The organism is Pseudomonas sp. H3_D04 (assembly GCF_054669175.1).
Genome location: NZ_CP162801.1, coordinates 1615543 through 1637594 on the forward strand (window position 1 = coordinate 1615543; position 22052 = coordinate 1637594).

Genomic DNA, 22052 nt, shown 5'->3' on the forward strand with positions numbered 1-22052 from the left:
CTCGATCATTCGCGTGGTGTTACGCAAATGATCGAGCGGGCCCATAGAAAGAGAAAAATGATGGATACCAGCAAGCTCAAGAAATTTGCCCAATATGCCCGTCGCACTTTGCTGGACCAGGTTAGCAGCAAGTTGGATGTGGTATTGGCTCCGCAGAGTGCTGCACGCCGTGAGCGTTCTCAGGTCGTGGCTGAGCTGGATAAGGTGATTAACAGTTCTGGTCGCGAGCAAGTGGAGGAGCGTGTTGCCTACATCTGGTTTAACCGTTTCTGCGCACTGCGCTTTATGGACATCAACCGCTACACCCGCATCGGCGTGGTGTCACCGGCTGAGGGCCAGTTCCAGCCCGAAATCCTGGCCGAATCTAAGATGGGGCATATCGATGAAGAGATGGTGTCGGCCCAGGTTCGTCAGAAAGTCCTAGATCTACTCGCTGGTCGCAGCCCAAGCAACGACTCGCAGGGCGAAGCCTACCGCCTGCTGCTGGTTGCAGTGTGTAATGCTTGGCACGAGTCCATGCCCTTTCTGTTTGAGCGCATCGACGATTACACCGAGCTACTGATGCCGGATGATTTGCTCTCGGGTAACTCCATCCTTGCCTACACGCGTGAGGCCATGACTCCAGACGCCTGCAAGGATGTCGAGGTGATCGGCTGGCTCTACCAGTTCTACATCTCCGAGAAGAAAGACGCGGTGTTTGAGGGGTTGAAGAAGAATCAGAAGATCACTCCAGAGAACATTCCGGCTGCGACTCAGCTGTTTACCCCGCACTGGATCGTGCGCTACCTAGTAGATAACTCTCTGGGCCGCCTCTGGCTACTCAACCGTCCCGGCTCTCGGTTGGCGGAGCAGATGGAGTACTACATACCGCCTGAGAAACCAGATACTGATTTCCTCAAGATTAACAGCCCCGAGGAGATCAAAGTGTGTGACCCAGCGTGCGGCTCCGGCCACATGCTTACCTACGCCTTCGATCTGCTCTTTGCCATGTACGAAGAAGAGGGTTATGACCCGGCTGAAATTCCGGAAAAGATCCTCACCCACAATCTTTTTGGCATCGAATTGGATGAGCGTGCAGGAGAGCTTACTGCCTTTGCCCTCACCATGAAGGCCCGCTCTCGCCAGCGTCGTTTCTTTAATAAGCGCGTCAAACCCAACATCTGCGTACTAGACAAGGTGAGTCTGAGTCCTGAAGAACTGGACGAATACATGGCCGCAGTGGGCCGTGACCTCTTTACCCACGGGCTTCATGAAACGCTGCAGCAGTTCAGCGAGGCCGATAACTTTGGCTCGCTAATCGTGCCTAAGGTAGTCAACGTTGCCGATGTGCTAGCTACGCTGGAGAGCAAGGACCTGAGCAGTAACCTGTTCCTTGCCGAGACGCATAAAAAAGTACTGAGAGTCCTGCGCATGGCTGAAGCCTTGAGCCCTCGCTACGCCGTGGTCGTGGCAAATCCGCCTTACATGGGCGGTAAGGGCATGAATCCGCGCTTGAGCACTTGGGCCAAGGAAAATTTCCCCAGCAGTAAATCCGACCTGTTTGCGATGTTCATCGAGCGCAACCTGGATCTCGCGCTTAAGGGAGGAGCTGTCGCCATGATCACCATGCAGAGCTGGATGTTCCTTTCCTCATTCGAGTCTTTGCGCAGCCGAATCCTTAATCAGCACACGATTCTTTCTATGGCGCACTTAGGTGCGCGGGCCTTTGACAGTATTGGTGGTGAGGTTGTCTCGACCACGGCTTTTGTGCTGGAAAACGCTCTGAAACCCGATTATCGGGGCACTTATATGCGCTTGGTAGATGGCAATTCGGAGGCGGAAAAGATGGAGATGATGGCCAAGGCCATTGCACAAGGCTGCGCAGCATGATCACCAACCTGCAGCTAAAGAATTTTACGGCCTTCACCGAATTGACCATCGACTTCTCGCCAGGCATCAACATCGTGCTCGGTGAGAATGGCACGGGTAAAACTCAGCTGCTCAAGGCCATTCTGGCCCTTAGCGGGGATGCCGCTCATGGGGAGCTGGCTGGTGAGCAACTAGCGCGTAAGCTGTGTCGGCTCTATCACCCGCTCAGCAATCAACTTGGCGAATTACGCCGTGCAGGCAACCGCGCAGGAGCCTTGCTCAGCGCTACTTATGCGTCCGGACAGCACATCACCGCCAAGTTTAACGGATCCGCCACCGAAGCCAAGGTCACTGGTGGCATGGGAGCTAAGCTTGCACCAGCTATTTTCATCCCCACCAAGGAGGTGCTATCGCTGGTACGCGGCCTGACAGCTGAGGAGCCCCACCTGCCTACTATTGAACGCATCTTTGATGATGGCTATCTGGATTTGGCAAACACGCTGCAGAAGGAAGATGACGGAAATCTGCAAAAGAAGACTCAGAACAACCCCCGGTTCTCTAGTATTGTTCCGAGATTGACCAATCTGATAGGTGGGCGCTACTTACTTAAAGAGGGTGGATTCTGCTTCCAGGCGGGCATCTACGTCGAGCAGCAGGGCGAGAGTACTGCTGATGAGGAGTTCGCACCTCAAAGCTTCAAAGATTCGAAACTCAGCTTCAAATCAACGAAGTCGCCGCTGTTATCGAGCGGTATGACGGCCGAGGGCTTTCGCAAAATTGGCGTGCTTCAGCGCCTACTTAGCAACGGCAGTCTCAACCCCGGCACTAGCGGCCCGCTGTTGTGGGATGAGCCTGAGTCCAACCTCAACCCCAAGCTGATGAAGGATCTTGTGATGGCCCTGCTGGAACTCGCCCGCAACGGTCAGCAAGTCATCCTTGCCACGCACGATTACGTGCTGCTTAAGTGGTTTGACCTGCTGATGGACAAGGGCAATGGGGATCACGTTGTCTTCCATCGGCTATATCGCGAAGCTGGCAGTGACGACATTCAGCGGGAAAGCCAAGCGGACTACAGCATTGTCGGTCGTAGCGCTATCAGCAATACCTTCGCTGAGCTCTACGACGAAGACGTCAAGCGCGCATTGGGAGGCGAGTGATGCCTGCATATCGCGCGGAAAAAACTGCTGAGCTGGAATTCAACTTTCCAGATCATTTGCAATGGAGTGAATTGGATCAGCAGGGCAAGAAGCTGCCAGTAAATATGAAGTTTGTGGACTTAGTTATCGAGCGTGAAAAAGACATCCTCCTGGTAGAGATCAAGGACCCATCGCACTCACGGAGTCAAGCTAAGCAGCGCAAGGACTATATTAAGCGGCTGGCGGATAACTCATTGCTTACGCAAGAGCTGACGCCGAAGGCGCGTGATTCCTACCTCTACCTTCACTTGATGAAACGGGACAGCAAACCCTTCAAATACGTTGTGCTGCTCGGCCTAGATGCATTTGACCCAGATCGCCAGAAGGCGCTCATGTTCGGTTTTAAGGACCGTCTACTGGCAAATATCCGGGAGGAGTCGTTCGAGGCCTGGAAGCGCAAACACATTGCAGACTGTGTTGTGCTCTCGGTTGACTCATGGAATGAGAAGTTTCCTGAGTGGCCATTGCGCCGGGAAGCTCCCGTTCCCCTCATTGCCGCTGAGGAGGCTGTTCAGTGACCACCCTCCAAGCCCTCGGTCTGGCCTCCCGCAAAGCCAAGGTGGACGCGCTGTTTGTGCCCGATTGGAACCAGGACACCGATTCCTTCAGCGCCCTGGTGGAATCTGCAGCGTTGGATATGCATGCCTACATCATCCAGTGCAATGATCGCCCATACGGCGACAGCCGCATCCGCGCTTCAGCAAAAGACAGTTGGGAGCGTGATGTACTGCGGGTCAAGGGCGGTGTGACCGATTATTGCGTAATCGGTGAGATCGATGCGCAGGCGCTGCGCCAGTTCCAGACCAGCCACCGCTCCCCGGCCATGCCGTTCAAACCGGTGCCGGATGGATTTGAAATTGATTTTGGCCGCAAGGTATTGCCGGCGGGAGATAAAGAATGAGTGAGAGCCAGAATATCAACCGAGAGCAGGCCTCGGAGAAGTACTTTTTCCGGGCTCCGGCGGAGGACTTCAAGAAAATTCCAGGAAATCCCATTGCTTATTGGGTTAGCAAGAATGTTGTAAGGACATTCGATAATAGGGAGTCACTTGTTTCAGATATTGCAAAGTCTGAAGGGAAAAATGTAACGACCGATAACGCAAGGTTTATTCGGTTTTTTTGGGAGGTTAGTCATCTTAATATAGGCGCTTTCGACAAAAAATGGTTGCCTTGTGCAATGGGTGGGGATTTTAGAAAGTGGTATGGAAATATCATTCATACAATTAATTGGTCCGAGCAGGCGCGTGACTTCTACAGGAAAACCCCTGCAGGAAGGATAATTCGTCAAGAGTTTTGGGGGCTGCCAGGTGTTACTTGGGGGAAAATTGGCTCCGTCATAGCAAGTTTCCGTTTCTTATCAACTGATGAGATGTATCAAGAAACCGCTGTTCTACAAAAAAACGAGGACGATGCTCGTTTCTTACTTGGCTTATTGAATTCTAAAATTTCATCTCACTTTTTGCAGTTTCTGAGCCCCACGATAAACTTCCAGCTTGAAGATATTGGCGCAATACCACTCTTAGATATTCAGAAGCTCAAAGCCCTAACAAAAAAAGGGGTGGTAGATATATTTACTATCGGAAAAGCGGATTGGGATGGGTATGAAAATTCAAGAGACTTCACCAAGCTGCCGCTTCTTGAACCCGACTTCCGTCAGCTGACACTCAAGGCTAGTTACCAGAAGCTGCGTGCTCACTGGCGAGGGATGACGTTGGAGATGCAGCGCTTAGAGCAGGAGAACAACCTTCTCTTCATCGACGCCTACGGCCTGCAGGACGAACTGAGACCCGAAGTGCCGCCGAACGAGATCACCCTCACTTGTAACCCACACTACCGCTACGGCTGCGAGAGGAGCGAGGAGGAGCGTGAAGCCTTGCTTCAGGCCGACACTATGCGGGAACTGGTGTCCTATGCCGTGGGCTGTATGTTCGGCCGCTACAGCCTGGACAAACCGGGCCTAATTCTGGCCAATCAGGGCGAAACTCTGGCGGATTATCTGGTCCAGGTGCCGCAGCCTAATTTCCCGGCCGATGACGACAACGTGATCCCACTGCTCGGTGGTGACTGGTTCCCAGACGACATCACTCTACGTTTCCGTCAGTTTCTGCGCGTGGCCTTTGGCGATGCGCATTACGAGGACAACCTGGCCTTTATCGAGCAGGCGCTCAACGTCAAAGGCAAGCGTAACTATGGCCTGCGCGACTACTTCCTAGGCGAGTTCTATACAGACCATGTGAAACGCTACAAGAAGCGCCCTATCTATTGGCTGTTCAGCAGCCCGAAGGGCACGTTCAATGCACTGGTTTACTTGCACCGCTACCGCCCAGATACCGTCAGCGTGGTGCTCAACTACCTGCGCGATTTCCGCAAAAAGCTCGCCTCGCGTCTTGATTATCTGCAGCAGGTGGCTATCAGCCCCTCCGCTAGCCAGGGCGACAAGACCAAGGCCGACAAGGAAGCTGAGACCATCAAGAAGCAACTGCTGGAGCTGGACGATTACGAGCGCGAGACGCTCTATCCGCTGGCGACCAAACAGGTCGAACTGGATCTGGACGATGGCGTGAAGGTCAACTATCTCAAGCTGGGTGCAGCCCTAAAGAAGATCGTCGGTTTAGACGCCAAGGGTGAGGATTGATCCGTTCATGAGCAATACCAAGATCACCCAGGCCCTAACGAATCTATTCGACAAGCAGCGCATCGTCTTCTGGTATGACACGCGGTTGGAGTTTCGCGCCGATTTCGAGACGCTGGAGCTGTCGGGCGTCGAGAAGGTCGAGCTAGCTAATAATGAATTTGGCGTGAAGCACCGTCTGTTGCGCGAGCAGCCAGAGCAGAAGTTTCTGCTCTACCGCGAAGGAACGGAGCCCGCGCATCTGGATAACTGGCTGCTGGATGTGCAACTGGCCAGTGGTAATTGCTTCCGTACCGATCAGGTTGCCTTGTGGCTGGCAGAACTGGAACTGGGGCCGGATTGCTATCCGCTGCTGGAAACGCATGTGGCGTTTTTCGAATCTGCCAAACGCCGCGAGGCGCTCAGTAAATTGCTGGAGCCGGGAGATTCGCAGAACCTGCTGCAACGCAAGATGCTCGCCGTGTGTGCCGGTAACGAGCCACGCCTGGATGTGATTCTGGAAAACCTGTTGAGTGATCTGGCTGCGGGTAAAGATGTGCGGCTCAAAGTGATCGAGAGCAGCGGCTTGAATCCCTATCTGTGGGAGCAAGTGAAGCGCGCCTATGGTTATAGCTCCGAACAGCCAGGGCTACACGATTTCGTTATCGAGCTGTTTAAGGCGTGCTTCATGCTGGGCATCGATCCAGCGTACAAGGCGAAATTGTCCGCCGAAGCATTGGTGTTTCTGAAACGCTGGAAGGACAGCCGCTCCCATGAGCAGAGCTTCGAGATATTGTCTGAACAGTGCGCGGCGGTGTTGCAGATCGACGACAAGCTGCAAACTCTGGACTGGCGCAGCCTGCTGGAGCTGGATTATTTCGAGCTGATTGACCGCAAGGTTCTCAGTGAGCTGGTACGTGCCGTGGTGGCTTGTACCGTGACCGCGCAGGAAGTGGAACAGTGGGTCCGTCAACGCCGTCAGAGCCACTGGTTTGAGCGCTTCAAGGATGTGTATCTGGCGCTGGAGCATGCGGCGCAGTTCATCCAGACACTGGATATCACCCAGCTGCAAATAGAGTCGCTCACCGATGGCGTGCAAAAGTACGCCAGCCATTGGTTCCGGCTGGATCAGCGCTACCGCAAATTCGTCTATCACCTGCGCGAGTCCGGCCAGGCTTCGCTGTTGGGTGAGTTGGCCATGCAGGTCGAGAATCTGTACGGCAATAACTACCTGAGCCGACTTAACGACCGCTGGCAGCAGCACGTGGATGCAGCGCAGCAGTGGGAAGCCGCGCCAGTAGTGCTGCAGCGCAATTTCTTCGGCCGCTATGTGAAGCCTTTTCTAGACCGTAAAACCAAGGTGTGCGTGCTGATTTCCGATGCATTCCGTTATGAAGTAGGTGAGGAGCTGCAAAGCCTAATTCGCCAGGAGGATCGCTTCGAGGCTGAGCTGGAGCCGATGCTGTCGATGCTGCCGAGCTACACCCAGCTGGGTATGGCAGCGTTGCTGCCGAATAGCAGCTTGCAACTGGCCGACAACGACAGTGGCGATGCCCTGGTGGATGGCCAGAGCGCTCAAGGCTCGATCAATCGGGGCAAGATTCTGGCGGCCACGGTGCCGGCATCCCAGGTGGTATTGGCCAAGGATCTGCTGGCGATGAATCAGGCCGATTCTCGTGCGTTGCTGCGCGACAATGAGGTGGTTTACGTCTATCACAACCTAATCGATAAAACCGGTGACACCCGTGACACCGAGGAGCGAGTATTTGCGGCGGCTGAGGAAACCCTCAGTGAGCTGATCCGTCTGGTGAAGAAGCTAACCAACGCCAATGCCAGTAACCTGCTGATCACCGCCGATCATGGTTTTATCTACCAAAACCATCCGCTGCAGGAGAGCGATTTCCTCAGCCGTGAACCGGAGGGCGACGAGGTTCTCTATCGCGACCGGCGTTTTGTGCTGGGCCGTGGTTTGCGCGAGGGGGCCAGCTTTAAAAGCTTTAGCCCTGTGCAGCTTGGGCTGGCGGGTACGTTGACGGTGCAGATTCCCAAGTCCATTAACCGTCTGCGGCTTAAGGGGTCCGGCAGCCGCTTCGTGCACGGTGGCGCTACCTTGCAAGAGGTGGTGATTCCGGTCATCCGCATTAACAAGAAGCGCCAAAGTGATGTAGGCCGGGTGGAGGTCGAGTTCATTGGTGGCGGCGGCAAGACCATCACTACTGGGCAGTTGGCGGTGGTGCTCTATCAAATCGAAGCGGTAACCGAGAAACTGCAGTCGCGCCGGCTACGTGCAGGCCTGTTCACGCTGGATGGCGAGTTAGTGTCCGATCAGCATGAGTTGTTGTTCGATTTCAGCTCCAGTAATCCGCGTGAAAGGGAGTTGCCGGTGCGCTTTATCCTCAGCCGCAAGGCTGATGAGGCAAACAATCAGCAGGTGGAGCTGCTCCTTGAGGAGGCAGTGGAGGGTACCTCACACTTCACTCGGTATAAGACTGCGCGATACACCATCCGCCGCTCGTTTAGCAGTGAATTCGATTTTTAAGCAGGAGCTCCAATGAGTCAGCTCGACGACAAGATCAACCAGCACTTTGCCGGCCTGGTGGTGCGCAAAGACCTGGTCAAGGCGGTGAAGGGCAACGCTATTGTGCCGTCGTATGTGCTGGAGTACTTGCTCGGCCAGTACTGCGCGACCAATGACGAGGCGACGATCCAGACCGGTATCGAGACGGTCAAGGAGATCCTGCGCAAGCACTATGTCCACCGCAACGAGGCGGGGCTGGTGCGTTCGACCATCAAGGAAAAGGGCAGGCACAAGGTCATCGACCGCATTAGTGTCTCATTGAATGACAAGGATGACGTGTACGAGGCCGAGTTCGCCAACCTGGGCATCAAGAAGGTGCTGATCGACTCCAGCACCGTCAAGGCTCACCAGAAACTGCTGGTAGGGGGGGTTTGGTGTATCGCGGACGTGGAGTATGAGTACACCGAGGACAAGTCAGCTTCGCCGTGGATCTTGGCTTCGCTTAAGCCGATTCAAATCTCCCGCTTTGATTTCGATGGCTACCTGGAAGCACGCAAGCAGTTCACTACAGATGAGTGGATCGACTTGCTGATCCAGAGCGTCGGGTTCAATCCGCAGATGTTCGGTAAGCGTAATAAGCTCGCGCAGCTTATTCGCCTGATCCCGTTCTGCGAGCGCAATTACAACCTGATCGAACTGGGGCCGAAAGGTACCGGCAAGTCGCACGTTTATTCAGAGTTCTCGCCCCACGGCATTCTGATCTCCGGTGGTGAAGTGACGGTGCCCAAGCTGTTCGTCCATAACGGCACAGGTAAGCTCGGCCTGGTGGGTTACTGGGATGTAGTGGCTTTCGATGAATTCGCCGGCAAGCAAAAGCGAGTGGACAAAGCTCTGGTGGACATCATGAAGAACTACATGGCCAACAAGTCGTTCTCACGGGGAGTGGAAACCTTGGGAGCAGAGGCCAGCATGGTGTTTGTGGGGAATACCGATCACACCGTGCCATACATGCTTAAGCACACGGACCTGTTCGACCCGCTGCCGGAAAAGTTCCACGATTCAGCCTTTCTCGACCGCATTCACAGCTACATCCCCGGATGGGAAGTGGATGTCATCCGTGGCGAGATGTTCTCCAGTGGTTACGGCTTCGTGGTGGACTACCTGGCCGAGATCCTGCGCTCGCTTCGTAGCCATGATTACTCAGATCGCTACAAGGGACAGTTCACGCTATCCGACGATATTTCGACGCGCGATCGCGACGGCATCAACAAGACCTTTTCTGGTTTGATGAAGATCCTGTACCCGCATGGCGAGGCGACAGACGCCGAAGTGGAAGACGTATTGCGCACTGCAATTGAAGGGCGGAAGCGGGTGAAGGATCAGTTGCTACGCATTGACGCGACCTATCCGGCAGTTCGCTTTGCCTACCAGGGTGCGGATGCTCAGGAGCGATTGGTGCGCACTCTGGAAGAGGATGAGTATCCTAACCAGTACCATCGTCGGGGAGCGACTGAAGTTTCTGCTATAGACTTACCCCACGTCGGCACTGTCCATTTGGCGCTTATCGAGGCAGCGCCATCCACGCAAAGGCCAACTTCACGCCCTAGCAATCCAGTGCCTGTGGAGCCTGTGCTGAAAGAGCAGCATTTGGTCTTCCACGAAAATCAGCGAGGACTGAGTTTTGACAATTTGTTCAGTCCTTATCTGGTAGGTGCCAAGCGCATCATCATCACAGACCCCTATCTTCGTATGTTCCACCAGTTGCGCAATTTGATGGAACTGATGGAGACCATTAGCAAGCTGCAAGGTCCGGAAGATGAGGTGGTTGTTCATGTGGTGACCGTTGAAGATGATACAAATGGTGATCGCCAGACCGAAAGCCTGCAGAAGATCTCTGATGCTTGTACCGGTGTTGGCATCCAGTTCAGTTGGGCCTACGACACCAGCGGCACCAAGCATGATCGAGACATCACAACCGACACGGGTTGGAAGATAGTGCTTGGACGTGGCTTGGATGTTTTTCAGCGCTTTGAGCTGAATGATGCCTTCAGCTTTGCGAATCGGCTCCAGCAGCATCGGCAGTGCAAAGAATTCAGTGTGACCTTTGTGCGGGTTGACCCGGCAGCTTGCTCGTAGATTTACGGCTATTAGGCAGAGGCACTCTGATTGGTGTTCGCGGTACGGCTAAAAAAAGAAGTTAGGCCAACTGTGGACGCCCTTAGGCGTGGGGAAGTCATAGTTTCGGCTGCAGTAGGAGCCGAGTACAACCGCTGGATCACGACAAAAATAAGTGATTGGGGACCGTGCCGATGACCGCCCTGGCATCAGCCAAGGGCAGTCTATCGGACAGTGCGAGCCTAAGAGTTACAGGTAACCTCGTTCAGCCAACGACACGCAGCCTTCATGGCCCACCACGACATGATCCAATATCCGGGTACCGACCATGTTCAAAGCGTTCTTGAGGGTTGCGGTGAGCGTGCGATCGGCTTGGCTGGGTTCTGGGTCACCGGAAGGATGATTGTGAACCATAATTACGGCCGCGGCGTCGTGCTCCAGGGCGATCTTGACCACTTCCCGCGGGTACACACTGGCTCCATCCAGCGTGCCTCTAAACAGCTCCCTGAAGCCTATTACCCGGTGTTTGGTATCGAGCAGCAGCAGCGCAAAGACTTCGTGCTCGTGGTACTGCAGCAGTGTTTGCAGGTGGCTGAAGACCTGCTTCGGCTCAGTCAGTGTCCGGCCTTTAGACAGGCGACTCATTGCCAATTGTTGAGCCATCTGCAGGATGTCGGCCTCGGTGACCGGGGATTCCATGATGTAGGTACCGGTCGCTTTACCGGCGATGAGTTTGTGATATTTCATGCGGGTATTCCTGTACGAATGCGTGAGAACGGAAGGGATTGAGCAACCCGGTTATTGGACGGTGGGCTTACCGTTGTGCCGCGTGGCTTGCGACTCCAGCTTTTGGGCGAGTGAGGGTTTGGCAGGTATTGCCAGTTGGGCTTGGGGCTCTATAGGGCTGGGTTGATCTTCTATGGCGGGGAAGAACTCCTCGACGATGGCACCGGTGTCCTCCTCGCTCTCTTCAAAGGCCCCATTGTTAAAGCCCTGGCGGGCCGCATGATCCAAGGCGCTCTGGTCAAAGCCCGCGGCTTGCCGGGTTTCCTCAAGCTGCTTGGCTGCTAGTAAGGCGTCTTCTAGGCTCAGCCCACTGCGTACCGTGATGTCGACGTAGAAGATTGGCGTGCCATGGCTCTGGCGGGTGGACTTACCGCGCAGACGCAACTCCAGCGGCAAACAGGCTAGGCGATTGCCTGATATGGCTTGCAGGTAGTGCAAACGCGCTGCCAGGGTGCGGATGCTGTTGTAGCCCGTGGTGCGAAAGACAAAACTGCCCAGCGGATCGTCATCGCCAATCACCACGTTCAGCCGGCCGTAAGGCTTGCAGGCATTGCCTTGAGCCAGTGAACAGCCATCCGGTGACGGGCAGGGCAACGACTGGATGCCGTCCTTGGTCAAACGCTTGCAGGTCTCGCCATTGCCGACGCACAGTGGTCGTCCTGTAGTGCGGTCGAACAGGCTGTAGTCAGCCCGAAAGTTGAGGTCAGGCTCGTTGAACAGCAGCCGGATCGGAATGCTGCGCAGCTTGCCGTCCTGGCCGTTGCGCAGCTCCTCATTGAGTGGATGCAGCAGCCAGCCGTCGCGGCTCTGGACCTGCGAAGTTATGGTGAACTGATCATCTTTCTCCGGTAGACGTTTGCCGTTTTTCTCGACGACCTTGCCGATGGAAATACGCCCGAGTATCGGGGGAGTGATGGCTAAACCTTTGAGCATGGGAGTTCTCCTGTATCTGACATAAAACGCCACCGAAACCGCGCAAACGGCCAGGGTGGCGCTGGAGAGAAAGGGCATGGGAATAAGGGAAGAGCGAACGAACGTTCAGGCCAGCAGAAATCGCCGACTGCCGGTTTTGGTGGTCGAGTAGCGCACTTGCAGATAGGGCTTTTCTTTCAGCATACGGGGGATATCCAGGGCCACGCTGTCTTTGGCTTTCTTCCACGTGATGCTGCCGGATGCGAAGGTCGCCCGACTGGCGTCGCCCATGGCCTGTTGCAAGGTTTGCTTGAGCTGAGCTTCCTGCTTCTCCTGCAGAGCAATCGACTCGCGCAGGCTCTGCAGTTCGGTAAAGGTCGTACAGAGCGGCGTGTCATGGCTGAAGTCCAGGCTTTGCCCACTGTCCTGCGGGTAAAGGCAGCGCAACGCCTGCTCCGCCGAGGCAGATCCGTCTGCCGGCGGCGGGGTATCACTGACGACGTAATCCCAGAACAACCGCTCCAGGTCGATCAGCCGAGCAATCAGTGGTTCATCGCGTTCAATGCGATGGATTTCCAGGTGCTGACCACCGAGCAGTACCGCCACATCAGCGGCCTGCTTGCCGGTGACGGCGAGCTGGTGCATGACTTGCAACTGCACATACTCGGGCACACCCTCTTTCCAGAGGCGTGCGCCGTTTATGCCGGCGGTTTTGCATTCGAGAATCTGCACTTCTGATGCGCCGATCACCTCACGGTCGATATTGGCCAGCATCCAGTTCAACTGCGGAGCCGGGTGTTGCAGCACGGCATTGATCCGTCGCACCCGGTGACCGCTACGCTTGGTGTAATGCGCAGCCACGATAGGCTCCAAAATGTTGCCCCAGTAAGCCGGGCTTTCCTCGTCTTGTGGATCGAGCTTGGGCAGTGATTCATCACGCCCGGTTTTCTCCATCCACAGCTCCAACTGGGACTTGTACGGGTTAAGCCCGACGGCAGCGGCCGCATCCGAGCTGCCGATACCTAGCTTGCGCACGGCCAGCCAGTCCTCACGCGGCAGTTGTTTGGTACCCACCAGGCGCAACGCCGGACGGGGTTTAGTACTGAATTTTTGCAGCGATTGAGTGCTCATGATCATTTCCTGAGGCATAAAAAACGCCCGGCTAGCACGAGGCTGACCAGGCGTTTTAAGGAGTGAGAAGAATGAGAAGGGGGTGAGGTTGATGAAGACAGCGAAAACAGGGGCTAAGCTGCAAGTTGTAGCGCAGCCTCCAGCGCCCTTTGCTTGATCTGTGCACCTTGACCGAACCAGGCAGAGTCCATGCGGTATTCGTTACTACGAGCTCTGCGTTCGTGATCGACATACTCGGTCACAGCATTGAGCAAGCCCCACGCAGTTCCTTGGGCCGATTCCAGCGTGGCGCCGCGACCTCCGCCTTCGTACAGGCTTTGAACCTTGCGCAGTGCGCGTTCGTTCGGCAGGACTTCCGGCAGTTTGCTATTGGGGGTTACGTCACACAAAACGTTCATGAAGAAGCCCATCGCTTCATGCCACTGCACCTTGCGTTCAGCCAGTGCTCGCATGCGGTACATGAACTCGTCCCATTGCGAGACGGCGATGCCCAACTGTTTTTTCACTGCCTGCGGATCGAAGCGGGTGTTATGTGGCACCTTGATCGCCTTGGTCGTACCGTCCAGGGCAATGGTCAATGTGTTGTTGCAGACTACCCGCACGGTGGTCGGAGTGGCGGTGGTGGCCAAGGTGCCATCACAGGAGGTGGCAAGCAGCAGGTAGCCATTCACCTGGTCGCTGCCCTTCAGCGCCATGCCTTGTCCTGTGCGGGCCAGAGCCCAGAACTTGCGACCGCCTTTAAGCACTCCAGCGGTTTCCAGCTCGTAGCCGGAAACTTCAGTGAGATCCCTGTAGAACTCCAGTACCTCACGGGGTTGCACAACCTGGTAGCGGTTGGAGACCACCGACAACGGGGCCTTGGTGTCGGAGCGGTACAGCACCTTCTGTTCTGGGAAGGTGTGAATTGAACCCAGTGCACCGATGCTCTCGGATTTGAAATGAACGGGGCTGTCTTGGATCTTCCAGTCCATACCCGCTTCACGCTGCCAGACTTCGAGCGGTTGTTTCGGGGAAAGGCGACTGCCCAGACCATGCCAGGGCGTAGCACCGACGTAAGCCATTTGTTCAACGAGATGAGCCATGGGAATGATTCCTTGCGAATGAATGCAGAAGAGCGTCGTTGTCAGTGACAAGCGACGCCTGTTCACAACGACTTAACGGTTGACGCTGAAGCTGTAACCGCACGCCAGGCATTGATAGTTGTGAAGGACTTTCTCATCGATCTGCTCGCCCAGCGTGGCCCCCGCGATCCCGCCAGCCACTCCGCCAAACAGACCGCCCAGTAGCGCCCCGGCAATGCTGCCAATGGCGATCCCGACCGGCCCACCGATCACGCCCAGTACGGCACCGGCCTCTGCTCCCGTTAGTGCTCCAGCGGCCCCACTGGCCGCACCGCCCGCTGCACCAATCAAACCACCTGCTTGCTTACCCACATTTTTAGTAACCACTCGTCCTGAATTGCAGCTAGGGCATGGGGTGTACATAAGGGATTCCTCTCTGTTTGCTGAGTCCATGTATCACGCAGAAATGCTGAATGACGCGCTCATCGTTGAGCGCTCATCTGGGTGATATAGGTCTGAGATTTTTTTGAATGAGGCTTGCCAAAACAACGTCCCCGGGAGGGGCGTTGTGGGCGGAATCTGAATGTGAGGTTTGGCGTTAGGGGCAGCTATTTTTGCTATTAATAGCTGGAATAGTACTGGCTAAGGGGGGAGACATTCTATTTTGAGGGGCGGGACAGAATTGCTGTCAAGGTGGCATGTTCTAAGGCGTAACGTTAGCACGCGTTACGCTCACGTTCTTTGAGATTTTAGTTGCTGCTTATAGGATTGCCTCGTCAAGTCCTAAAGGGTGCAATGATGTTTAATGAAAAATCAGAAGCGTTGGTTATGCTTCGCTTGAGAGATGTTTTAAAACGTACGGGTCTTTCTAGGTCAACTATTTATAACAAACTAAACGTGACTTCTTGTCATTATGATGCGAAATTCCCAAAGCAGGTACGTGTTGGGAAAACATCTGTGCGTTGGATTGAGAGCGAAATAAATTCGTGGGTGGAAGAGTGTGTGAAGCTGTCTAGGCAGAGTCATGGCTCAATGGCGGCCATTATATCTGCAATGGCTGTTTAATATTGATTTTTTGTAAATTTGAGGTGGTATATGTATTTTGATTTTTTTAGACAACAAAACGCAAAAAAGTCTAATTTCGGAGATGGTTCATATCCGTGCTTGTCGCAATTTCCCTTGTTGGATGCAGCAATAAATGAGGCTCAAGCTAATATTCAGGCTCCGCGGGGATTAATTCAAAATGCGGCCCTAACTGCAATCTCTGTTGTCTTGCAGGGCCTTGTAGATGTTCGTAAACCCAATGGCCAGGTCGCTCCGACCTCGCTGATGCTTCTGGCTATTGCTGACTCGGGTGAAAGGAAGTCAACGGTTGAGAATGTTTTTTTGAAGCCGATTAGGGCCTTTCAGGCTAAACAGGGCGAGGAGGTGAAGGAGAGTCAGTCGGTGTGGAAAGTTAAGTACGATACCTGGATGGTTCGACGTAACGGAGTATTAAAAGCGATTACGAAAAAAGCATCAAAAGGGCTTTCTGCTGACGAAGAGGAGAAGGTTCTATTGGCTTTAGAGAAAGAAGCTCCGGCTAAGCCAAAAGAATTTAAGATCTTGTATGAGGACTCAACCTCTGAGGCTTTGTTTCATGGGATGTACGAAAATTTACCTGCGGCTGGTTTGATTTCAAGTGAAGGTGGAGGTGTTTTAGAAGGGCGCGCCTTTAATGACCTTTCAAAGCAAAATGCGATTTGGAGTGGTGACTCAATCACAATTGATCGTAAGACGGCGGAAAGCTTTAAACTTGTTGGCGCACGGCTGACAGTCTCTCTTATGGTCCAGGAGAGCGTATTTTCGAAGTATATGGCTCATAAAGGCGGGGTGTCTAGGGGATCTGGTTTGTGGGCGCGCTTTCTAATCTGTCGCCCGGCTTCAACACAGGGGACTAGATATGTAAGCACTCAGGTACCGTCCTGGTATCATCAAACACAATTTGCTTCGCGGTTGGAGCACTTTCTTGAGATGGGTCTTATTTGTTTCAGAGGAAATAAAAAAGAAAAAGAAGTGATCGGATTCGACTCCGAAGCGGCTCGGCTTTGGGTGGAGATTGCGAATGATATTGAGTCAAGGATGTGTGCAGGTGGAATACTGTATGGGCTAGGTGATCATGGTTCAAAGTTAGTTGAGGTTATTTCTAGGTTGGCTGCATTGCTTCATTGTTTTGAAGGGTTTGAGGGTGATATTTCGATGTCAACCTTACAGGCGGCAACGGATCTTGCTAAATGGTACTCCAATGATTTTATAAAGTTGTTTGGGGAGAGCTCTAAAGAGAACGATGAAGAGCAGGAATTAAATTGCTGGCTGGATAGTTTTCGTAAGGTGGGTAAGCGTTTTGTTAAAAAAAATTATATTTTGCAATGCGGGCCTGGGAAGTTTAGAAAGAAAGCGGCTCTTGAGCATGTTCTTTTGCGGCTGGTAAATAACAGTGCTATCCGGATTTTGAATTATCCTGGGGGCAAAACTATTTATGTTGATCTCTGTCCTTGGCAGGGTGGTTTGTAAGTGATGCCAGTCTCTTTTCGGGGGTACTAACTTTTTGGGTTGCTTTTGATATTTAGCGTTAGGTGTTTGCGAGTTGTGTTGGTTTGTTTGTCTAGGTTTTATAAGAGGCATGTTCAAGTTGGTTGTTGCTTGATTATGTATTACTATTTAATTAGGTTGTTAGGTTTGTGGTTTGGTTGTTAAGTTTTATTGAGTCAGTTGTTTGGTGTCTAGTTAATTAAATGGGTAAGTTGATGATGCAATAGTTGACGGTTGTGATGTCAGCTGATCATTTGTCAGCAGCATGGCTCCCCAAAGCCATGTTGCTGGCTTCTTGAGGAGCCAGTGAGTGATAGATGAAGTTGATTGGATCGATAATGGAGGGCCGTTAGATCTAATGGTTGAGGAGGTCGGAGGGCTTCCTGTTTTAAGGGTAGAGGAAAGCTTGGTGTTGGAGTTGCGTTCTATTGAAAAGTTAATGTGTGAGCTTACTGGTAGTAAGGGTTTTTTGTTCTCTTCGTTTGCTTGTAAGCGCGACGGGGTAAAGGTTAAAGCTGAGAGGCTTGGACGCTATTTTGTTGACAAGCTAAAGAGGGGGAAGGGAATGCTTGAGCAGTACTTCCCCTCTCATGAAGTTAATCCTTATGTGGAGGTATTTTTCAAATGTATTGATCGAGTCGATGATCTTTATTCGCTAAAAGTCTGGCTTGAGTTACGCAATGGAGCCGCTGAGGCTTTTTTAGTTAGAATGAATGACCTCGTAGAGTTTGTGCGGCTGGAGCTGACTAGTGATGCTTTTAAAGCCGTTTTGAAACGATTCCGTAAAGCGTCCTTTAAGCGAGTTAACAGCTTGGAAGGTTATATAGACGCTCTTTTTGCCAAGCACTCTAGGATGCTTGTTGTGCGTGTTGATTTGTCTTATCAGTCAGGCTTTGTAAGTGGTCGTAAGGATTTTTATGACGATGTTAAAAAAGTAAAGGTACATTGGGCAAAAATGCAGAAAGATCTACACAAGGGCATTCCGGTTGATGGGTTGTTAGGCTTTGCTTGTAAGCTGGAGTATGGTCAGCTAAAGGGGTTTCACTTTCATTTGTTACTTTTCTATAATGGATCGAATCATCGTCAGGATGGGGTTCTGGCTAGAATGGTTGGTGAGTATTGGCGAGACTCAATTACGGCAGGAGCAGGACGCTATTTCAATTGTAATGCAGTCAAGGATAAATATAGATATCTTGGAATAGGTATGATCAGTTTTAATCAGTTGGACAGGGTAAGTGCTTTGAAGAATAGGGTGGCGTCCTACCTGACCAAGGTGGACTATTGGATACGGCTATCCCCTGAAAGTGGTAGATCATTTTTCAGGGGAAATATGCCTAAGCTGAAATCTGTGAAGAGAGGGCGCCCCAGGGTACACGAGCCTGCACCGCCGTCTAGACACGTTCATGGCTTATTGGGATCTGGTTTTTAGGCTGATGATGGTAGCTGCTGCGGTAGCCAGCCTTGCCGTGAACCCCCACTCTGAACTTTGAAGAACTCGTATTATTTCTATTCTTTTATCTTGAGTTTTATGATTTTTTTTCTTGAGCCGCCTGCCAGAAGTGTTTCGCGGCTTCGTTGATAAGAATTAGTGTCGTAGATGCGTAGTCATTGTACTCGCTTCTTAATGGTGTGCTGATAGTTTCCTTTGGAGGTGCTTTGGGGTAAAAACGGTCAGGCAGTATTGCGTTGATGGCTTGCTCTATCAGGTCTACCCCAGTTTCTGCGCCCCAGTGAGCGCGAAACCAAACCTTGATTTCCTCTTTTTTTTCAATGGATAATTCTGAACGGCTATTATGATCTTGTGAAAAAAATAAAGTTGACGCTTCGTTCAGTTGTGCAAGTTTCGGTGAGGTCCAGCCCCCTTTCTGAAACTTCCCGTAGTCGGGTTCTTTGTTTTTCAGTTCTTGCCTGATAGCTCGAAGAGCTTGGGTGCTGATGAGTATGTTTTCAAATCGGATGATGATTGATTTTTCTATGCTCGCATCACCCCTTTGGAAGGTTTGAAAAGATCCAGTTATGTATATGACTCTTTCTTGGTTTGGTAGAAATTGTTTTGCATAATCTGTGGGGTATAAGCAGGTTGTGCCAGTTTCACTATTGAATAGCGCAACAGACTCGAATTGCTTTTTTCGAAGCGCTCCTCTCTGAACAATTGCTTCGCAGTCAGATGCGTCGAGGCACAAAAATCCTATTGTGGGGTCAACTTTTATAGGTGCATCATAATCAAAATCTGAAGAGCTTCTCGCGGCCTCTGCGAATGTGGTCTGGATGCGTTTTAAGGTGGTGCCTTTCAGATAAACCTCAGTGTTGTCGGGGACTTCAATCAGAAAGGTAGATTTGAGTTTCGATGCGAGATCAGTAAGGGAATCAGCAGTTATGCCAAGCTCGCTGATGACTTGGGTAGCGAGGTGAATCATGCGGTTGCTGTCGTCAATGGCTCTCATGTGAAGTGTCGACTCATGCTGCTTGATTGTTGTTTGCGTTGGATGCCGTAAGATATTTACGTCTAGAGCCAAGAGAGAAGTTGATCTAATCTGACCTCAGCACTCTGACTTGATTAGTTGCAAATAGTAGTAGCTTTTTTGCTGGCATCTATGCTTGTTAGACTTTCTAGATATTCGCCGAGTAATTGCCACGCCGCAGTCATTTCTTTAACATAGCTGTGACGCTGATAAGTGCGTTTTACCTTATTTTCCTCAGTGTGGTTGAGGCAGCGTTCAGCCACCTCAGGAAGCACGCCTATAGCAGTCATAATCGTCGCGCCTGTGCGTCGCAGGTCGTGTGGCGTCCACTTGCCGCCTGGTAGCAACAGTGCTTGGGCTTTGGCGCTACGTCGGCTCATGGAGCCTTGTTCCGGGAGGCGCTGGCGATCTCCCAGTTGCTTGGTTACCGTTTTAGGACATACATGATCAGTTATGTAAGTGTTCGGGTAACACCAAGGTGACAGGCCATTAATCTGCTTTACGCGCTTGAAGTGGCTAATGGCAAAATCTGAAAGAATGATGCTGTGCGGTTTGCCGTTTTTACTATTCTCGGACGGAATCAGCCAAGTGCTTTGCTCTAGATCGATATGCTCCCATCGGGCGCTCAGGAGCTCACCAATTCGACAGCAGGTCGATAGGGCAATCCAGATTGCAGCTTCGGTGGTGACTAGCAGTCCTGCATCAGGGGCTTTCTTAGCAAGCAGCTTGATTTCGTCATCACTCAGTACTCGGTCGCGTTCGGTGTCTTTGCCGCCTATCTTAGCTTTGCGGATACTGGCACTTGGATCGTGCTCAATAAGGTCGCGGTCTACGGCAAAGCGGAACATTTGACGCATAAGCGAAAAAACCATCTTGGCCATACGGTTTACACCGCGAGCGAGGAGGGCATCTGTCACCTCGGTGATATGACCCTTTTTCACATTAGCGACAGCCAAGTCGCCCAAGAAGGGCAGAACGTCCTTTTCAAACATCCGACGAGCCTCTGCACCCTTGTCCTTGCGATTGATGAGATCAACCCTAGCCCAGTGCTCGAATAGGTCGGTAACAGTCTTGCGTGCCGCTTGGCGAGCTTGCTCGGCTTCGGCTTCTGCTTTCTCGGCAGTGAGTCGTGCCAATTCACCATCTCGGGCTGCGATACGGGCAGCTTCCTCGGCATCCAGATGTTCTCGTAAGTTTCGAGTTCCACTTTGGTAGAGGCGTGACCACTCTCCTGCTTTAGTTCTTGCTTCCTTAAGGGTAAGTCCATCAGTGCCAGTGGCGTCATATGCACCTATGGGCAGAAACACCCTTCCACCGCTGGTGTCGGTATACCTGAAGTAAAACAGGCGCTCGCCATCTGGGCGAAGACGTGCCATGAATCGGCCGCAGCCGCGAGGAGCATCCTCGATCAGCCAGGTAGGTTTGGCTGGTTTTGCGTTCATCTGTTTGTCGGTGATCGTCGCCACTTTCGCTTCCCCGGAAATGCCAGGCTCCAGATGGTCACCGTTGGGTCACCGTTTCTCGCTGGCTTTGGTAGAATGCTATCGGAAGCGGTTGGACTGTGTAAACTGCAACTACCAATGAATACAGTGCTTTAGGTCTTGTTCTTGGATTTATTTAGACTGACTTGGATCGTGCTTCACCTTTATGGGGTGCTAGGGGTAGAGTGTTCGAATCACTCCGTCCCGACCATTTATTTTTAAGAAATCCAGTCACTTAGCGGTGACTGGATTTTTTTATGCTTCATCGTTTTTTCACGGAGCTGATTTTTGCCCCACTTTTTGCCCCACTGAGGATTTCGAAGCAGGATACTGTGAGTTCACGCCGTTTTTGGCCCTTTTTCGCGCTGCCTTTGGCACCAATACTGTTTGATATTTCTCTTCCTTTCTCAGCTTTTTCGCATGCCAGATGGTCTTGCCTAACGCCTTGTTTCCGGGCAATTAGGGCGTTTTCCCTCACCCGCTCCGCGACGCTAAACCCTGGAAGCTCAGTTCCGATTCTTCGTTCTTAAAGGTCACCATCCCAAATCATCGAAACCGGCCGTACGTCACGCGGGCCGTGCCTTTGAAGACAAGCGGAAGCAGCGAAAGCCGGACTTTCGATTGTGCGCTAGGGAAACGGAACAGAGCGCGGGGGGGGCGGGGAGGGTGGTTGGGCAATCGCCAGGTCTGTGGGAAGGTCTCTAGTCGCCGGCCGAGCCCTTTGATCACAAGGCCCAGGGGCCGATTTGGAATCAAACCATCGCTTCCGAGAGCCTGACTCATACCTCCAAATTCGACGTTTTTGGGCCCAAACCGCAGTGCCAAACAGACCTCAAATTGACCCGATTTCTTGCTGGTTTGGTGACAAACCATTTTGCAGGTAGTTGGCACCGATTGAGTGCCGCTGAACCCTCGAAAGATCCGTCGGCCGCGGCTTCTAGCGGTCAGTTCGGAATCTCTTGCAAGGTCCTGGTCGGTGCCAAATCCGCTGCTAACTCACATTCTCTTGAGCGCATTCTGGGTGGTGGTGCGAATGATCAATTGGAAGAGCGCGGAAAGCTCGGCCTGAAGACTCGCCAATTGCTGAATGGCGGCGTGATCGAGCTGTTTAAAAACATCGCTATCGATCAGGTTGTAGGCAATGGCCAAGGGTTGGTTGTGAAGGCGGGAGGCCAGATACTTCCACCTGTGGACCCAATCATTGTGGCGACTGGATTCCGACCTGACAGGAGCCTGCTCGCCGAGTTGCGTATCGCACTTGATCCCGCAACTCAAAGCGTACCTCGCCGGGTTGTTGCAAAGCCCAGTGCGCAGCAACCTGACCCGCCCTCGATGACCGGGGCGGTATAGGGGCGACCTTT

The 22052-nt window shown here is 52.6% G+C and carries 18 protein-coding genes; 11 read left to right on the forward strand and 7 right to left on the reverse strand.

The window, feature by feature from the left end:
* Positions 1-60 precede the first annotated feature (60 nt).
* Genes pglX (AB4N91_RS07655) through brxL form a run of 7 tightly spaced genes read left to right on the forward strand, consistent with a single transcriptional unit; the run spans position 61 to position 10308 of the window.
* Positions 61-1869 carry a BREX-1 system adenine-specific DNA-methyltransferase PglX gene (gene pglX, locus AB4N91_RS07655; protein WP_460112248.1) on the forward strand — a complete coding sequence of 603 codons (1809 nt, stop codon included), beginning with the start codon at positions 61-63 and terminating at the stop codon, positions 1867-1869.
* Complete coding sequence (locus tag AB4N91_RS07660) at positions 1866-3005, forward strand: AAA family ATPase (RefSeq protein WP_460112249.1); 1140 nt, start codon at positions 1866-1868, stop codon at positions 3003-3005. Before pglX (AB4N91_RS07655) ends, AB4N91_RS07660 begins: the two co-directional genes overlap by 4 nt.
* Positions 3005-3562, forward strand: a complete 558-nt coding sequence (locus AB4N91_RS07665) for a hypothetical protein (protein ID WP_460112250.1) — start codon at positions 3005-3007, stop codon at positions 3560-3562. The genes AB4N91_RS07660 and AB4N91_RS07665 overlap by 1 nt, the downstream gene beginning before the upstream one ends.
* On the forward strand, positions 3559-3945 hold the full coding sequence (locus AB4N91_RS07670; protein WP_460112252.1) for a hypothetical protein: 387 nt from the start codon (positions 3559-3561) through the stop codon (positions 3943-3945). The genes AB4N91_RS07665 and AB4N91_RS07670 overlap by 4 nt, the downstream gene beginning before the upstream one ends.
* Positions 3942-5678 carry a BREX-1 system adenine-specific DNA-methyltransferase PglX gene (gene pglX, locus AB4N91_RS07675; RefSeq protein ID WP_460112253.1) on the forward strand — a complete coding sequence of 579 codons (1737 nt, stop codon included), beginning with the start codon at positions 3942-3944 and terminating at the stop codon, positions 5676-5678. The genes AB4N91_RS07670 and pglX (AB4N91_RS07675) overlap by 4 nt, the downstream gene beginning before the upstream one ends.
* A gap of 7 nt (positions 5679-5685) precedes the next feature.
* On the forward strand, positions 5686-8193 hold the full coding sequence (gene pglZ / locus AB4N91_RS07680) for a BREX-1 system phosphatase PglZ type A (protein ID WP_460112254.1): 2508 nt from the start codon (positions 5686-5688) through the stop codon (positions 8191-8193).
* A gap of 12 nt (positions 8194-8205) precedes the next feature.
* Positions 8206-10308 carry a BREX system Lon protease-like protein BrxL gene (gene brxL / locus AB4N91_RS07685; protein ID WP_460112255.1) on the forward strand — a complete coding sequence of 701 codons (2103 nt, stop codon included), beginning with the start codon at positions 8206-8208 and terminating at the stop codon, positions 10306-10308.
* Between the two features lie 228 nt (positions 10309-10536).
* On the opposite strand, the gene radC is transcribed toward brxL, so the two are convergent.
* The 5 genes from radC to AB4N91_RS07710 form a co-directional block, all read right to left on the reverse strand.
* The gene (gene radC, locus AB4N91_RS07690; protein ID WP_460112256.1) at positions 10537-11034 is read right to left on the reverse strand and encodes a RadC family protein; all 498 of its coding nucleotides are present in this window, start codon (positions 11032-11034) and stop codon (positions 10537-10539) included.
* Positions 11035-11085: 51 nt separating this feature from the next.
* Complete coding sequence (locus tag AB4N91_RS07695; RefSeq protein ID WP_460112257.1) at positions 11086-12006, reverse strand: recombination directionality factor; 921 nt, start codon at positions 12004-12006, stop codon at positions 11086-11088.
* 105 nt (positions 12007-12111) lie between these two features.
* Positions 12112-13116, reverse strand: a complete 1005-nt coding sequence (locus tag AB4N91_RS07700; protein ID WP_460112258.1) for a YqaJ viral recombinase family nuclease — start codon at positions 13114-13116, stop codon at positions 12112-12114.
* Positions 13117-13229: 113 nt separating this feature from the next.
* Positions 13230-14198, reverse strand: a complete 969-nt coding sequence (locus AB4N91_RS07705) for a DUF932 domain-containing protein (RefSeq protein ID WP_278450270.1) — start codon at positions 14196-14198, stop codon at positions 13230-13232.
* A gap of 72 nt (positions 14199-14270) precedes the next feature.
* Positions 14271-14600 carry a hypothetical protein gene (locus AB4N91_RS07710; RefSeq protein WP_153330411.1) on the reverse strand — a complete coding sequence of 110 codons (330 nt, stop codon included), beginning with the start codon at positions 14598-14600 and terminating at the stop codon, positions 14271-14273.
* Between the two features lie 375 nt (positions 14601-14975).
* Here AB4N91_RS07710 and AB4N91_RS07715 point away from each other — a divergent pair, with 375 nt between their 5' ends.
* The 3 genes from AB4N91_RS07715 to AB4N91_RS07725 all read left to right on the forward strand — a co-directional run bounded on the left by AB4N91_RS07715 (position 14976) and on the right by AB4N91_RS07725 (position 18177).
* Positions 14976-15242 carry a helix-turn-helix transcriptional regulator gene (locus tag AB4N91_RS07715; RefSeq protein WP_460112259.1) on the forward strand — a complete coding sequence of 89 codons (267 nt, stop codon included), beginning with the start codon at positions 14976-14978 and terminating at the stop codon, positions 15240-15242.
* Between the two features lie 30 nt (positions 15243-15272).
* Positions 15273-16730 carry a YfjI family protein gene (locus AB4N91_RS07720; protein WP_460112260.1) on the forward strand — a complete coding sequence of 486 codons (1458 nt, stop codon included), beginning with the start codon at positions 15273-15275 and terminating at the stop codon, positions 16728-16730.
* A gap of 328 nt (positions 16731-17058) precedes the next feature.
* Positions 17059-18177 carry a YagK/YfjJ domain-containing protein gene (locus tag AB4N91_RS07725; protein WP_460112261.1) on the forward strand — a complete coding sequence of 373 codons (1119 nt, stop codon included), beginning with the start codon at positions 17059-17061 and terminating at the stop codon, positions 18175-18177.
* A 97-nt stretch (positions 18178-18274) separates the two neighbouring features.
* Here AB4N91_RS07725 and AB4N91_RS07730 read toward each other — a convergent pair whose 3' ends face one another.
* Both AB4N91_RS07730 and AB4N91_RS07735 read right to left on the reverse strand, forming a co-directional pair.
* Positions 18275-19192, reverse strand: coding sequence for a hypothetical protein (locus tag AB4N91_RS07730; RefSeq protein WP_460112263.1), 918 nt, complete (start codon positions 19190-19192; stop codon positions 18275-18277).
* Positions 19193-19305: 113 nt separating this feature from the next.
* On the reverse strand, positions 19306-20676 hold the full coding sequence (locus AB4N91_RS07735) for a tyrosine-type recombinase/integrase (RefSeq protein WP_460112264.1): 1371 nt from the start codon (positions 20674-20676) through the stop codon (positions 19306-19308).
* A gap of 852 nt (positions 20677-21528) precedes the next feature.
* On the opposite strand from AB4N91_RS07735, the gene AB4N91_RS07740 reads away from it, so the two are divergent.
* Positions 21529-22041 carry a hypothetical protein gene (locus tag AB4N91_RS07740; RefSeq protein WP_460112265.1) on the forward strand — a complete coding sequence of 171 codons (513 nt, stop codon included), beginning with the start codon at positions 21529-21531 and terminating at the stop codon, positions 22039-22041.
* The last annotated feature ends 11 nt before the right edge of the window (positions 22042-22052 follow it).

Bases quoted from the DNA above. Each gene is read 5' to 3' on its own strand.
- pglX (WP_460112248.1), top strand. From the start codon at position 61: ATGGATACCAGCAAGCTCAAGAAATTTGCCCAATATGCCCGTCGCACT.
- AB4N91_RS07660 (WP_460112249.1), top strand. From the start codon at position 1,866: ATGATCACCAACCTGCAGCTAAAGAATTTTACGGCCTTCACCGAATTG.
- AB4N91_RS07665 (WP_460112250.1), top strand. From the start codon at position 3,005: ATGCCTGCATATCGCGCGGAAAAAACTGCTGAGCTGGAATTCAACTTT.
- pglX (WP_460112253.1), top strand. From the start codon at position 3,942: ATGAGTGAGAGCCAGAATATCAACCGAGAGCAGGCCTCGGAGAAGTAC.
- pglZ (WP_460112254.1), top strand. From the start codon at position 5,686: ATGAGCAATACCAAGATCACCCAGGCCCTAACGAATCTATTCGACAAG.
- brxL (WP_460112255.1), top strand. From the start codon at position 8,206: ATGAGTCAGCTCGACGACAAGATCAACCAGCACTTTGCCGGCCTGGTG.
- radC (WP_460112256.1), bottom strand. From the start codon at position 11,034: ATGAAATATCACAAACTCATCGCCGGTAAAGCGACCGGTACCTACATC.
- AB4N91_RS07695 (WP_460112257.1), bottom strand. From the start codon at position 12,006: ATGCTCAAAGGTTTAGCCATCACTCCCCCGATACTCGGGCGTATTTCC.
- AB4N91_RS07700 (WP_460112258.1), bottom strand. From the start codon at position 13,116: ATGAGCACTCAATCGCTGCAAAAATTCAGTACTAAACCCCGTCCGGCG.
- AB4N91_RS07705 (WP_278450270.1), bottom strand. From the start codon at position 14,198: ATGGCTCATCTCGTTGAACAAATGGCTTACGTCGGTGCTACGCCCTGG.
- AB4N91_RS07710 (WP_153330411.1), bottom strand. From the start codon at position 14,600: ATGTACACCCCATGCCCTAGCTGCAATTCAGGACGAGTGGTTACTAAA.
- AB4N91_RS07715 (WP_460112259.1), top strand. From the start codon at position 14,976: ATGTTTAATGAAAAATCAGAAGCGTTGGTTATGCTTCGCTTGAGAGAT.
- AB4N91_RS07720 (WP_460112260.1), top strand. From the start codon at position 15,273: ATGTATTTTGATTTTTTTAGACAACAAAACGCAAAAAAGTCTAATTTC.
- AB4N91_RS07730 (WP_460112263.1), bottom strand. From the start codon at position 19,192: ATGAGAGCCATTGACGACAGCAACCGCATGATTCACCTCGCTACCCAA.